The following is a 13,858-nucleotide window of genomic DNA, read 5'->3' on the forward strand; positions in this document are numbered from 1 at the left end:
CGGTGCTACTGCTCCCGCGGCGCGGCCGGCGCCACGTCCTCCCGCTCCAGCGGGACGGCCGTGCTCCGCACCGACTTCTGCTTGCCGCAGAACGCCGGCTCCAGCGTGGCCGCCAGCGTGTTGAGCACGTCGGAGCTGTTGGAGGCGTTGGCGAGCGCGGTGATGCTGCGCTTGCCGTCCTTGCTGGTGAAGGCGTACGTGTAGTAGCCCTGGACGGCGCCCGTGTGGCCGTACACCGAGATCCCGCAGGACAGGTCGCGGCGGCGCAGCCCCAGCCCGTAGGAGGTGTTCGAGTTGACGCGGGTGAAGCGCTCCATGTCCGCGAGGCGGGCGGCCGACGTCAGCTTGCCGCGCACCAGCGCCGAGTAGAACGTGTCGAGGTCGCGGGCGCTGGAGATGATGGCGCCCGCGCTCTGCGCCCAGGAGACCGTCTGGTCGGTGGCGTCGACGGGCCGGTCGCCCGCCCGGTCCGCGGTGAGGTAGCCGTTGGCGTGCTGCCCCGGGATCCTCGTGTCGGGGTGCACGTAGAAGGTGTCGTCGAGCTTGAGCGGCTTGAAGATGCGGTTCTCGTACTCCGTGCGCACGCTGTGCCCGGTGAGCTTCTCGATCAGCATGCCGGCGACCACGAAGTTGGTGTTCGAGTACGAGTAGGCGGCGCCCGGCGCGTTGGTGCGCGGCTTCTGCAGGGACAGGTCCACCAGCTGGCGGTAGGTGAAGACCTTGTCGCGGACGGCCTCGAAGCCGGACACGCTGCTCGCGAACATGTCGTTGGTGTAGTCGTACAGACCGCTGCGGTGGCTCAGCACGTGCCGCACGGTGATGCGGTCGTCCGGCAGCAGCCCCGGCAGGTAGCGGTTGACCGGCGCGTCCAGGGCGAGCCGGTGCTCGTCCACCAGTTGCAGCAGGACCACCGCCGAGAACGTCTTGGTGACACTGCCCACCCGGAAGCGGTCGGTGGTGGTGAGGGCCCGCCGGCTCATACGGTCGGCCATGCCCTGCGCGGACCGGTAGACCTGGGTGCCGTCGTCGATGCGGGCCATCGCGCCGGGCGCACCCTTCGCCACGACCGAGCGCAGGACCGCGGTCAGCCCCGCGGTGTCGGGCGCCGGGAGGGCGGCGGCCGCCTGCGGCCCGTCCGCCGTCTTCAGGGGCGCCGCCTGGGCCGGGACCGCGAACAGTGACAGCGTCACCGCCCCGAGCACCGCGCTTCTGCACACCATTGCCGAGACCATTCGGACCTGCTCCTCTCTGTGCTGCCTTCGATGCGAGATGAGTCACACACGGTTCGGGGAACCCTCTCGCATCCCGTCACATCTCCACAGCCGACGCACAGTTGGTCACTCCCTGATCACCGTGCGGTGCGGATTCGCCATGTATTGCCACGAAAGGCAAGAAACGTAACGAATTGCGCTTTACATGGACATGATTCGTCCGGAAGGGTTGCGGCCCGGGGCCCGACCAGCCCCCTTGGCGCCCAACGGCGCCCTGCCGCAAGGCGGTTGGTGACCCCGGCCGCCTTCGAACGAAGGAACCCTGATCAGTGCGTAGCGTGCACATACGCAGCGTGGCGGTCGCCGTCGCCGTGACGACGGCCGCCACGGGCCTGGCCGGTACGGCCTTCGCCGGTCCCGCCACGGGGGAACGACAGTCGGTCGCGGCCTCCGCCACGACGGCCGCGCAGGTGGTGGCCGCCGCCCGGGCCGCGGCGTTCGCCCATGCCACGGCGACCGGTGTCGGCGCGGGCGACGAACTCCGGCCGCAGGACGTGATGATCGACCCCGAAGGGGCACGCCACGTCCGCTTCGTCCGCACCCACCGGGGGATGCCGGTACTCGGCGGCGACCTCGTGGTCCATCTTTCCCGCCGGTTGGCCTACACCGGCGTCACCCGCGCGGCCGATCACACCGTCAGGCCCGCCGCCACCGAGGCGAAGCTGACCGCCCGGCAGGCCGAGGAGAAGGCCGCCGCGGTCGCCGCCGGCGACGCCGGCACCGCCCGGCTCGTGGTGGACGCCCGGGACGGCGCCGCCGCCCTCGCCTACCAGGTGACCGTCGACGGCTCCGACGGCTCCAGCACGGTCGTCGTCGACGCCCTCACCGGGAAGGTGCGCAGCAACACGCCGGACAGCGACGAGTTCCTCTCGCCCAAGCTGCTGGAGACCCTCCGCAGCCGCGGCGAGACCCTCGACCCGGCCGCCGGCGCCGGCGCGCAGGCCCAGGCCCTCGCCGGCGTGTCCGTCTCCGCCGCGGCCCACTACCCGGCCACCGCCCACGGCTATGGCAAGTCCCTCTTCGTCGGCAAGGTTCCGCTCACCACCACGCAGACCGCCCGCAAGAGCTTCCTGCTCAAGGACCCCACCCGCTACGGCACCGAGACCCGGGACGCCAAGGGCAAGGAGACCGAGAGCTTCGGCCAGGGCACCAAGTTCACCAGCACCACCGACAGCTGGGGCAACGGCACCACCACCAGCCGGGGCAGCGCCGCCGCCGACGCCCAGTACGGCATCACCGAGACCCTGGACTTCTACAAGAAGACCTTCGGCCGCAAGGGCATAGCGAACAACTCCAAGCCCGCCCGCGCCATGGTCCACTGGGGCAAGAAGGTCGGCAACGCCTTCTGGGACTCGGCCTGCGGCTGCATGCTGTACGGCGACGGGGACGGCGACGAGATCAAGAAGCCGCTGGTCGTCCTCGACGTCACCGGCCACGAGCTGACCCACGGCGTGGTGGACGCCACGGCCAAGCTCGAACCGACGTACGTCGACAACGACGGCAACCAGTTCGGCGAACCGGGCGCGCTGAACGAGTCGCTGGCCGACATCTTCGGCTCCGGCGTGGAGTTCTTCGCGAACAACCAGAAGAACCCGCCGAACTACCTGCTGGGCGAGAAGCTGGGCCTGCGCCAGAAGTTCCTGCGCCGCCTCGACCACCCCTCGCTCGACCGCCTCGAAGGCACGGTCGACTACTGGTCGCCCGAGGTGGCGAACGCCGAGGTGCACGCCGGCTCCGGCGTCTCCTCACACGCCTTCTACCTGCTCGCCGAGGGCAGCGGCCGCAAGACCATCGGTGCGACCACCTACGACTCACCGACCTACGACGGGTCCACGGTCACCGGCATCGGCCGCGCCAAGGCCACGGCGATCTTCTACCGTGCCCTGACCCGGTACATGGTCTCCTCGACCGACTTCCACGACGCGCGGATCGCGACGCTGAAGGCGGCCAAGGACCTCTACGGCGCGAGCGGCGTCGAGTACCGCACGGTCGACCAGGCGTGGTCCGCGGTCGACGTCACCGAGGCCAACACGCCGACGGCCCGTCCCTGACAAGAGCGACACGCCGCCGGATCCGGGTGCCCTGCCGGGGGGCTGGGCACCCGGACCGGGTCTATTTCGTGGGCGCGAACACGCGCTGTGCCGCGACCGCGGCGCCGCCGCGTGCCCATTCCTCGAACGGCAGGGGGCGGACCAGGAGGTCGCAGTCCACCGCGGCGCCGAACGCGTGGTCCACGAACGCCTGCCGGATGTGGTCGGCGAACAGGTCGTAGGAGGCCACGCCCTCGCCGGAGATGATGATCCGTTCCGGTCCGATGAGGTTGGCGACACAGGCCAGGGCCAGGCCCACGGCGTGTCCGGCGCGGGCGAAGACCGCACGGACGGTGGGGTCTCCGGCGTGGGCGAGGTGTACCGCGTCGTCCATGGTGAGCTTCGGGTCCCCGGTGGCCTGCCGGGCCTGCTCGGCGATCGCGTGGGTGGAGGCGACCGCCTCGACACAACCGGTGTTGCCGCAGGTGCAGACCCGTTCGACGCCGCTCACCGGCAGATGCCCGATCTCACCGGCCACGCCGTGCGCGCCGGAGACCACCCGGCCGCCGATGGAGAGTCCGGCGCCGATGCCCGCGCCGACCGTGACCAGGGCGAAGATCGACACGCCGACGCCGGCGCCGAACCACTGCTCGGCCACGGTCAGGGCGCGCACGTCGTTCTCGATGACCGTGGGGGTGCCGGTGGCCTCCTCGACCAGCTGGGCGAGCGGCACCCGGCGCCAGTTGAGGAAGGGTGAGTACTGGACGGTGCCCAGCCGGCTGTCCACGTCACCGGAGATGGTGACCCCGATGCCGTGCACGGCGTCCTCCCCCTCCAGGTCCGCCGCCACCCGCAGCCGGTCCACCAGCCGGGCGATGGCCAGCACCACGGTGCCCACGTCCCGCGAGTCCAGCGCCACCCGATGGGAGGCCAGCGGCCTCGCGGTCAGGTCGGCCAGGACACCGATGAGTTCCTCCCCGGTGACCTTCACGCCGGCGAACAGCGCGCGCTCGGCCCGTACTTCGATCAGGGTCGCCGGGCGGCCGTTCGTCCGTTCCGTGGCGGGCCGGCCACCTTCGGTGATCCAGCCGTCGGCCATCAGGGAGGCGGCCGCCTTGGTGACGGCACCGGGCGTCAGCCCGGTCCGCCGGCCGAGCTCGGCGCGGCTCAGTGGACCGTGCTGGAGCAGGGTCTGGAAGACGAGTGCTGCCGCGGGTGGCTGGTCGGCGAGGGTCATAGGAGGACGTTACCTTTCCTTAGGAAAGTAAATCAAGCGTCAAACATCCGCTCTCTTGGCTCGAAACCGCAGGTCATTCGGCAGCGTCTGGCCGAAACCTCCGCGCAGCTTCCCTAAAGGTCGGAGTTTTTGCCCCAACGACTATGTTGACGTTGGAAGGAAACTGCGCCTACATTCGCCGCACTCCTCGTCGGGGCGGACGGGACGGTCCGGCGCCGGTGAGGAGCGTGGCCCCCACCCACGCGCCCGTTGGTCCCAGCGAACCCCTCGGTGATGTCCCGGGACGACGACACCGAGAGGCTCCCCGCACCTCCACACCTCAGGCGGCAACCCCGCCTGCAGCCGCGCCCAGACGGAGTACATCCATGGCTCGTCCAGCTCTGCCCACACGTCTGAGAACCATCACCTGCCTCTCCGCGCTCGTGGCGGCACTCGTCGTGCCCGCCTCGGCGCGGGCCGCGACCACCGCGGATGCCTCGGGGGCCCAGGCATCCGGCACCACGACCTCGCCCGTCGTGGCCGCCAAGCCGTACATGGGCTACAGCACCTGGAGCGTCGAATCCACCAACTTCCCCGGCTACAACGGTGACTGGCTCACCGAGTCGCACGTCCTCGAGCAGGCCGGCGTCCTGTCCTCGAAGCTGAAGTCCCACGGCTACGACTACGTGAACGTCGACGCCGGCTGGAACGACCCCAAGGGTGACGCCTACGCCCGGCCGACGCCGAACCTGACGAAGTTCCCGCACGGCATGAAGTACCTCGCGAACAAGCTCCACAGCAAGGGACTGAAGTTCGGCCTCTACCTGGCGGTCGGCCTCTACCAGCAGGCGTACAACGACGGCAAGACGCCCATCTACAACGCCCCCGGCTGCACCACCAAGGACATCGTCTACCCGGACCTGCGCAAGACCAGCGGCTGGGACAACGTCTCCTACCAGCTGAACTTCTCCAGCCCCTGCACCACCAAGTACATCCAGTCCGAGGCCGACCAACTGGCCTCCTGGGGCGTGGACTTCCTCAAGATCGACGGAGTGGGCCCCGGTTCCAACCAGGGCGACGACGCGCACAACAACGTCCCCGACATCCAGGCGTGGCACACCGCGCTGAAGAACACCGGCCGTCCCATCCAGTTCGTGCTGTCCTGGTCGCTCAGCCACAACAAGGCCGACGTCTGGAAGGCCAACTCCAACGGCTGGCGCGTCGACACGGACGTCGAGTGCTACTGCGACACGCTGGTGACGTGGAACAACTCCGTCAAGGCGCGCTGGAACGACGTCGTGCCGTGGATCGACGACGCCGGGCCGGGCCACTGGAACAACCTCGACTCGCTCGACGTGGGCTCCGACGTCATGGACGGCATCAACCTCACCGAGCGCCAGAGCTACATGACGCTGTGGGCCATCGAGGCCGCGCCGCTGTACATCGGTGACGACCTCACCAAGCTCGACAAGTACGGCCTGAAGCTGCTCACCAACGACGAGGTCATCGCGGTCGACCAGGCCGGCACCCCCGCCAGGCCGGTCAGCCAGAAGACCCCGCAGCAGACCTGGTACACCCGCAACGCCGACGGCAGTTACACCGTCGCCCTGTTCAACCTGGGCAAGGGCTACTCCGACGTGACCGCCGACTTCAGCGACCTCGGCATCAGCGGCAAGGCCAAGGTCCGCGACCTGTGGAGCCACAAGAACCTCGGCTCGGTCAGCGGCAGGTTCACCGCCGACCTGGCCCCGCACGGCTCGCGCCTGCTGCGCATCACGCCCGCCGCCACCGGCACCCACCCCGGCGTCCCGCTGAACGTGCACGGCACCGCGTCGACCGCCGGCAGCGTCTCGCTCGCCTGGAGCAAGGTCAACTCCGGTACCAAGACCACCGGTTACGACGTCTACGCGAACGGCAAGAAGGCGGCCACCGTCACCGGCACCTCCGCCACCGTGAGCGGTCTGAAGGCCGGCATCGGCTACTCCTTCACCGTGGTCGCCCATGACGCCAAGGGCCGCAAGTCCCCGGCGAGCAAGGCGGTCCCCGTCACCACGCCCGCGGCCGACGGACCGGTCTCCTACGAGGCCGAGGCCTCCGCGAACACCCTCACCGGCAACGCCTCCGTGGGCGACTGCTCGGCGTGCTCGGGCGGCAAGAAGGTCGGCAACCTCGGCGGCACCGGAACCGTGGCGATCAACCACGTCACCGCACCCCGGGACGGCACGTACCTGATGAAGCTCGACTACACCGACGGCGACACCGGCCGCACGATGATCATCACCACCGGTGACACCTCCTTCCAGCAGTTCCTGCCCGGCAGCAACGACAACAACTGGGGCCAGCCGAGTTCGATCACCGTGCCCGTCCAGCTGAAGGCCGGCGACAACACGATCACCTTCGGCAACGCCTCGGACTACGCCGCCGACGTGGACCGGATCGTCCTCTGACGCTCCGTCCGATCCCGACCCTGTCCCCGACCGACGTTCCATCTGCCTGACACCCGAGGAGAGTGCCGTGGTGGTCACATCACAGGGCAAGCCCGAGCGGCCGGCCGCACCGCCGTCAGCCGCGGTGACCACCACGGCCACCGCCTCCGGCTCGACCCCGCACGTCCAGAAGACCCGTCCGGCCCGCAGGGCGGGCCGCTACACGCCGACCAGGTCCGCGGCGGCCCGCCGCCGCGACCTGCCGGTCGCACTCCTGCTGATCATCCCCTCCGTCATCGGATTCGCGGTCTTCTACGCCTATCCGACCCTCCGGGGCATCTACCTGAGCTTCACCGACTTCCATGTCCTCACCCCGCCGAACTGGGTGGGACTGGCCAACTTCCACGAGATGTTCGGCGACGACGTCTTCTGGCACTCCCTGCTCGTCACCGTCTACTTCGTCATCCTGGCCGTCGTCTTCGGCACCCTGGCCTCGCTGGTGACGGCCGTGGTGCTGCACCGGGTGACCAAGTCGTCGACACTGCGCGGCGTCATCCTGCTGCCGTTCCTCATCTCCAACGTCATCGCCGCCCTGGTGTGGCAGTGGATGCTCGACCCGTCCCTCGGCGTCATCAGCCTCGTCCTCCAGCACCTGACGGGCCACTCCATCCTCTTCTTCGGCAGCAGCGGCTGGGCCATTCCGTCCCTCGCCGCGATCAGCATCTGGAAGTGGATGGGCTACTACTCGCTGCTGATCTTCGCCGGACTGCAGACCATCCCGGCCACCATCTACGAGGCCGGCCGGGTGGACGGCGCCAGTGAAGTGCAGATGTTCCGCCGGCTCACCGTGCCCCTGCTGCGTCCCATCCTGGTCATGGTGGTCGTCCTCACGGTGATCAACTCCTTCCAGGTGTTCGACATCGTGGAGGTCACCACCCAGGGCGGTCCGGCCAACGCCTCGAACGTCCTCCAGATGTACATCTACAGCAAGGCGTTCCGGCAGTTCGACTTCGGCTACGCCGCCACCCTCTCGCTGGCCCTGTTCGCCCTGCTCATCACGGTCACCTTCACCCAGCTGCGGCTCGCCCGCGCCAACGAATCCGACCTGAGCTGAAGGAGCCCGTCATGGCAGTCACCCTCGCCCCCGGCCGGGCGGCCACCGCACAGCCCCGGCCCCGGAAGAACCCCCGCCGCTTCTCGCCGGGCCGGATCGTCGCCTGGACCTACCTCGGCATCATCGTCCTGATCACGCTCTTCCCGTTCTACTGGATCCTGCGCACCGCGCTGTCCAACAACTACAAACTGGCGACCCATCCGTCCTCGCCGCTGCCGGTCGGCTTCACCTGGGGCGCCTTCGAACGCGTCCTCGGTATCGCCTCCACCGCCGACGCACAGGCCCAGGGCGGTTCCGGCGCCACCATCGACATCCTGCTCTATCTGCGGAACTCGCTGATCTACGCGTCCGTGCAGACGGTGCTGATCGTCCTGTTCTCCGCGGTCGGCGCCTACGCGTTCTCCCGGCTGCACTGGCGCGGCCGCAACCTGGTCTTCAACATCCTCATCACCGCGCTGATGGTGCCCAGCGTCTTCACGCTGCTGCCCAACTTCGTCTTCGTCAAAGACCTGGGGCTCACCAACACGTTCGCCGGACTCATCCTGCCCGGGGCGCTCTTCCAGGCCTTCACCCTGTTCTTCCTGCGGCAGTTCATGCTCGGCCTGAGCAACGAGGTCGAGGAGGCCGCCATCCTCGACGGCGCCGGACCGCTGCGGATCTTCTTCCGGATCGTCCTGCCGATGTCGTCCGCGCCCATCGCGACCGTGTCGCTCCTGATGTTCGTCAACGCCTGGAACGACTACTTCTGGCCGCTGCTGATCACCAACAGCCAGGACGTGCAGCCGCTGACCCTCGCCCTCGGCGTCTTCAAGCAGTCCTCGCCGCAGGCCGCCCCCGACTGGGCGGGCCTGATGGCCGCCGCCCTGGTCGCGGCGCTGCCGATGCTGCTGCTCTTCGTCGCCTTCGGCAAGCGCATCGTCAACTCCATCGGCTTCTCCGGCCTCAAGTGACCCGCCGCACCCCTCGATTGGACGACACAGCCATGCACTCCAGCGACCTGGTGCTGAGCTGGCCCGCGCCCGCGGCCGACTGGACCGAGGCCGCTCCCGTCGGCAACGGCAGGATCGGCGCGATGGTCTTCGGCGGCGCCGGCCGGTCCCGGATCCAGATCAACGACTCCACGGTCTGGTCCGGCACCCCCGGCGGACCGGCCGCCGCCCTCGCCGCGCTCCGCGCCCAGGGGGCCGGTCCGCAGCGGCTCGAAGAGGTCCGCACGGCGCTCCGCGCCGGAGACCAGGACACGGCCGAGTCCCTGCTCATGACCTTCGAGGGGCCCTACACCCAGGAGTACCTCCCGTACGCCGACCTGTACCTGACCGTGACGGGCGGCGAGCGGGCTGCCTACCACGGCCGGACGCTCGACCTCGACACAGCGGTGGCCGAGGACGGCTTCGACCTCGACGGGACCGCCGTCCGGCGCCGGATCTGGGCCGACGCCGTCACCGGCGCACTGTGCACGACACTGGACGCCGACGGCGGCACCGTGGACCTGTCCGTCGAACTGTCCACCCCGCTGCGCGAGGTGCTGCGCACGGTCGCACTCGACGGCATCACCCTGGGCATCGAGATACCGGTGGACGGCGCCCCCGCCCACGAGCCCGAGGTCGCCGAGCCGCTGTACTACGCGGACGGCCGCGTCGACGGCTACGACCCCTTCGGCGCCCTCGCCCTCACCCTGCACACCGACGGCACGACGACGCTGGACGACGAGGGCGGCCTGCACGTCACCGGCGCCTCCCACGTCCTGCTCACCCTCGCCAGTTCCACCGCCGCCGACCGCCACTGGCGCGGGACCACGGCAGTGGACCGTGCCGCCCACCTGGCCGAGGCGGGCGACACCGCCGCGCGGGCCGCGGCACAGGGCGCCGACCACCTCCTCAAGGACCACGAGGCCGATGTGCGCGGCCTGCTCGGTACCACCAGCCTGCGCATCGGACCCCGCCGCTCCGGCACCTACGACGTCGCCCGTGACATCCTCGACGGCGACGACGAACTCCTCACCGCCACCGTGCTGTTCCAGCTCGGACGGCACCTCCTGGCCACTGCCTCCCGCCCGCACACCGGCCCCCCGGCCAACCTCCAGGGCATCTGGAACGCCGACCTGCGCCCCGCCTGGTCGTCGAACTACACGATCAACATCAACACCCAGATGAACTACTGGGGCGCGGAGGCGGTGGGCCTCAGCGCCTGCCACGAGCCGCTGTTCGACCTGCTCGACCGGATGGCCGTACAAGGCACGCAGGTGGCACGGCAGTTGTACGGCGCGCGCGGCTGGGTCGCCCACCACAACACCGACCCGTGGGGATGGGCCCTGCCGGTCGGCATGGGCCACGGCAACCCCTCGTGGGCGCTGTGGATGATGGGCGGCGCCTGGCTGTCCCAGCACCTGTGGGACCACTACGACTTCACCCGCGACCTCGGCTTCCTGCGCGACCGGGCCTGGCCGCTGCTCAGCGGATGCGCCGAGTTCCTCCTCGACTGGCTCGTCGACGACGGCACCGGCCACCTGGACACCCTGCCGTCCACCTCCCCGGAGAACCTCTTCCTGACCGACGGCACCCCGAGGTCCCTGACCCGGTCCGCCACCATGGACCTGGCGCTGATCCGGGCCACCTTCGAACGGACCCTCAGAGCAGCCGAGCTGCTGGGCCTGGACACCCCGCTGACCGGCGAGATACGCGCCGCGCTGCCCCGGCTGCGCCCGCTGCCGGTCTCCGCCGAGGGCCGGCTCCAGGAGTGGGCCGAGGACCTCACCGAGGCCGACCCGCACCACCGACACCTCTCCCACCTGATCGCCGTCCACCCGCTCGGTCTGGTCGACCCCGACACGACCCCCGAACTGGCCGCCGCGGCACGCAAGTCGATGGACCGCCGCGGTCCCGGCGCGATGGGCTGGTCGTGGTCCTGGAAGATCGCCCTGCGGGCCTGGCTGCGCGACGCCGCGACCGCGCGCTCGCTGCTCCTGGAAGCCGTCCGCCCGCTCGACGGAGACGCCGCGGTCGACGCCCCCGTGGACGGCTCCCGCTGGGGCGGACTGCTGCCCAACCTCTTCTCCACCCACCCGCCGTTCCAGATCGACGGCAACTACGGACTCATGGCCGGCATCGCCGAGATGGTGCTGCAGAGCCACACCGGCACCCTGCATCTGCTGCCCGCGCTGCCCGCGCAGTGGGCCGACGGCGCGGCCAGGGATCTGCGCTGCCGCGGCGGCCTCGCCGTGGACTTCGCCTGGGCCGACGGCACGCTGACCGGTGCCACCGTGCGCCGGCTCACCGGCGACGGGGCCGAGACCGTGCGGATCCGGCACCGGGACGACGAGACCGGACTACGGCTCCCGGCCGGGCACCGGATCGAGCTGGACGCCGCCCTCCGTCCCCGGGGGGAGCCGGTGCCGTGCTGACCGAACAGGACGTCCCCGAGCTGTTCGCCTACCGCAGCGCCTACCGGGAACCCGCCGACTTCGACACCTTCTGGAAGGGCACCCTCGCCGAGACCCGCGCCGAGCGGGAACCCGCGCTGGAACTCACCGAGGTTCCCACCGGCCTGGAGACGGTCGACGTCTTCGACGCCGTCCTGCCCGGCTTCGGCGGCCACCCGGTCCGCGCCTGGCTCCGGATGCCCCGGCACCGCGGCGGACCGCTGCCCGCCGTCGTCCAGTTCCACGGCTACGGCAGCGGGCGCGGCGCCCCGATCGACGACCTGCTGTGGGCGTCGGCCGGGTACGCCCACCTGCTGGTCGACGCCCGGGGCCAGGGCGGCGCCTGGGCCGGCGGGGGAGCGACCCCCGACCCGGTCGGCAGCGGCCCCGCCCACCCCGGCTTCCTGACCCGCGGCATCGAGGACAAGGACACCTACGTCTACCGCCGGGTGTTCACCGACGCCGTCCGCGCCGTCGACGCCCTGCGCGCCCGTACCGACCTCGTCGACCCGGCCCGGGTCGCCGTCGTCGGACCCAGCCAGGGCGGCGGCATCGCCCTCGCGGTCGCCGGACTGGTGCCCGCACTGGCCGCCGCCCACTTCCAGGCGCCGTTCCTCTGCGACATCCGGCAGGCCACCCGGCTCACCTCCGCCGAGCCCTACGCCGAGATCATCGGCTACCTGGCCGCCCGCCGGGACCGGGTGGAGCGGACCTTCGACACCCTCGGCTACTTCGACGGCCTCGCCTTCGCCCGGCGCGCGACCGCCCCCGCCTGGTTCTCCGCCGGACTGCGCGACGAGGTGTGCCCGCCGGTCACCGCGATCGCCTCCTACCACGCCTACGCAGGCCCCAAGGAGCTGCGGCTGTGGGAGTTCAACGGCCACGACGCCGGCGGACCCGACGACCTGGCGGTCGTACTCGGCGCGTTCGGCGCGCTCCTCAAGACGTCGTCCCACCCTGCGGTGCTGCCGTCCCCTGCACCCACCGCGTCCTCCCGAAAGAAGGAACGATGAGAAGAAACACGAGAGTTCGCAAGACGGTCGCGCTGGGCGCCACGCTCACCCTGGCCGCCGTGCTCTCCGCCTGCTCGGGCGGCTCGTCGTCCGCCGGCGGTTCCAAGACCGTCAACTGGTGGACCTGGGACGACAAGCAGGCCGCCGCGTACAAGGTGTGCGCCACGGACTTCGAGAAGGCCAACCCCGACATCAAGGTGAAGATCACGCAGTACAACGTGAACGACTACTTCACCAAGCTGACCGCCGGATTCGTGGCCGGCAACGCGCCCGACGCCTTCCAGAACAGCGTCCAGTTCTTCCAGGCCTACGCCTCCCAGCACCAGCTGCTGGCGATGGACGACTTCATCGCCAAGGACAAGTTCGACCTGTCGCGGTTCTCCGTCGGCGTCGACGCCTGGAAGTACACTGACGGCAAGCAGTACGCCCTGCCGCTGGACTGGGCGGCGTCCGGCGTCTACTTCAACGAGGACGCCATCAAGAAGGCCGGGTACACCGACAAGGACGTCGACTCGCTGAACTGGAACCCGGACAACGGCGGCACACTGGGCAAGATGATCGCCCACCTGACGATCGACACCAAGGGACGCCGTGGCGACGAGAAGGGCTTCGACAAGTCCCACGTCAAGACGTACGGCTACGGGGAGATCGCGTCGAAGGACTTCATCGGCCAGTTCACCTGGAACCCGCTGGTCAGCACCACGGGCTGGCGGCTGGGCGACAAGACCACCTGGCCGACGGTGTTCAACTACTCCGACCCGCGGTTCGTGAAGACCATGGACTGGATCCGCTCGCTGACCGACAAGGGTTACGCCCCCAAGATCGGGCAGTTCACCGACAGCGTCAGCGACGTCGACCTGCTCTCCTCCGGCAAGGTCGCGATGGAGACCGGCGGTTCGTGGGAGGCCTCGACCTTCGTGAAGATCCCCGGCCTCAAGGTCGGGATCGCGCCCACCCCCTACGGCCCCGACGGCAAGACCAGGTCCGTGCTGAGCAACTCCAACGGGAACAACATCTGGGCCGGCACCAAGAACCCCGAGCAGACCTGGAAGTGGGTCTCCTACATGGGCAGCGAGGCCTGCCAGTCCAAGGCCTCCCTGACCGGCACCTTCTTCCCGTCGATCCCGGCCTCCATGGACGCCTCGGCCAAGGCGCTGGCCAAGACGGGCGTGGACCTGTCCGTCTTCACTGACATGATCAAGGACAAGGTCCTCTACCCGTCCCCGGTCTACGGCAACGGCGCCGCCCTCCAGGACGCGCTCCAGCCGCTGTTCCAGGCCTACTTCGCCGGCCAGAAGAACGACTCCGTCTTCACGGACATGCAGAACCAGAGCAAGCAGCTGCTCGCCAAGAAGTGACCCTGCCCCTGC

General features: G+C 70.0%; 9 protein-coding genes. 7 read left to right on the forward strand and 2 right to left on the reverse strand.

Annotated features, from left to right (window positions below; all coding sequences use genetic code 11):
* Positions 1-5: 5 nt before the first annotated feature.
* The gene (locus tag ACWGKQ_RS27680; RefSeq protein ID WP_453294667.1) at positions 6-1,232 is read right to left on the reverse strand and encodes a serine hydrolase domain-containing protein; all 1,227 of its coding nucleotides are present in this window, start codon (positions 1,230-1,232) and stop codon (positions 6-8) included.
* A gap of 308 nt (positions 1,233-1,540) precedes the next feature.
* On the opposite strand from ACWGKQ_RS27680, the gene ACWGKQ_RS27685 reads away from it, so the two are divergent.
* Positions 1,541-3,322: a M4 family metallopeptidase gene (locus ACWGKQ_RS27685; protein WP_453294668.1), complete on the forward strand. Its 1,782-nt coding sequence runs from the start codon at positions 1,541-1,543 to the stop codon at positions 3,320-3,322.
* A 61-nt stretch (positions 3,323-3,383) separates the two neighbouring features.
* Here ACWGKQ_RS27685 and ACWGKQ_RS27690 read toward each other — a convergent pair whose 3' ends face one another.
* On the reverse strand, positions 3,384-4,538 hold the full coding sequence (locus tag ACWGKQ_RS27690; RefSeq protein ID WP_453294669.1) for an ROK family protein: 1,155 nt from the start codon (positions 4,536-4,538) through the stop codon (positions 3,384-3,386).
* A gap of 365 nt (positions 4,539-4,903) precedes the next feature.
* Here ACWGKQ_RS27690 and ACWGKQ_RS27695 point away from each other — a divergent pair, with 365 nt between their 5' ends.
* The 6 genes from ACWGKQ_RS27695 to ACWGKQ_RS27720 all read left to right on the forward strand — a co-directional run bounded on the left by ACWGKQ_RS27695 (position 4,904) and on the right by ACWGKQ_RS27720 (position 13,846).
* Positions 4,904-6,964, forward strand: a complete 2,061-nt coding sequence (locus tag ACWGKQ_RS27695) for a fibronectin type III domain-containing protein (protein ID WP_453294670.1) — start codon at positions 4,904-4,906, stop codon at positions 6,962-6,964.
* 67 nt (positions 6,965-7,031) lie between these two features.
* Positions 7,032-8,057, forward strand: a complete 1,026-nt coding sequence (locus tag ACWGKQ_RS27700) for a carbohydrate ABC transporter permease (RefSeq protein WP_453294671.1) — start codon at positions 7,032-7,034, stop codon at positions 8,055-8,057.
* A gap of 11 nt (positions 8,058-8,068) precedes the next feature.
* The gene (locus tag ACWGKQ_RS27705; protein ID WP_453294672.1) at positions 8,069-9,007 is read left to right on the forward strand and encodes a carbohydrate ABC transporter permease; all 939 of its coding nucleotides are present in this window, start codon (positions 8,069-8,071) and stop codon (positions 9,005-9,007) included.
* Positions 9,008-9,039: 32 nt separating this feature from the next.
* On the forward strand, positions 9,040-11,457 hold the full coding sequence (locus ACWGKQ_RS27710; protein ID WP_453294673.1) for a glycosyl hydrolase family 95 catalytic domain-containing protein: 2,418 nt from the start codon (positions 9,040-9,042) through the stop codon (positions 11,455-11,457).
* Complete coding sequence (locus ACWGKQ_RS27715) at positions 11,451-12,488, forward strand: acetylxylan esterase (RefSeq protein WP_453294674.1); 1,038 nt, start codon at positions 11,451-11,453, stop codon at positions 12,486-12,488. The genes ACWGKQ_RS27710 and ACWGKQ_RS27715 overlap by 7 nt, the downstream gene beginning before the upstream one ends.
* Positions 12,485-13,846, forward strand: coding sequence for an ABC transporter substrate-binding protein (locus tag ACWGKQ_RS27720; RefSeq protein ID WP_453294675.1), 1,362 nt, complete (start codon positions 12,485-12,487; stop codon positions 13,844-13,846). Before ACWGKQ_RS27715 ends, ACWGKQ_RS27720 begins: the two co-directional genes overlap by 4 nt.
* The last annotated feature ends 12 nt before the right edge of the window (positions 13,847-13,858 follow it).

It is taken from the genome of Streptomyces sp. NPDC054770, assembly GCF_053611985.1.

Bases quoted from the DNA above. Each gene is read 5' to 3' on its own strand.
- ACWGKQ_RS27705 (WP_453294672.1), top strand. From the start codon at position 8,069: ATGGCAGTCACCCTCGCCCCCGGCCGGGCGGCCACCGCACAGCCCCGG.
- ACWGKQ_RS27690 (WP_453294669.1), bottom strand. From the start codon at position 4,538: ATGACCCTCGCCGACCAGCCACCCGCGGCAGCACTCGTCTTCCAGACC.
- ACWGKQ_RS27720 (WP_453294675.1), top strand. From the start codon at position 12,485: ATGAGAAGAAACACGAGAGTTCGCAAGACGGTCGCGCTGGGCGCCACG.
- ACWGKQ_RS27710 (WP_453294673.1), top strand. From the start codon at position 9,040: ATGCACTCCAGCGACCTGGTGCTGAGCTGGCCCGCGCCCGCGGCCGAC.
- ACWGKQ_RS27680 (WP_453294667.1), bottom strand. From the start codon at position 1,232: ATGGTCTCGGCAATGGTGTGCAGAAGCGCGGTGCTCGGGGCGGTGACG.
- ACWGKQ_RS27695 (WP_453294670.1), top strand. From the start codon at position 4,904: ATGGCTCGTCCAGCTCTGCCCACACGTCTGAGAACCATCACCTGCCTC.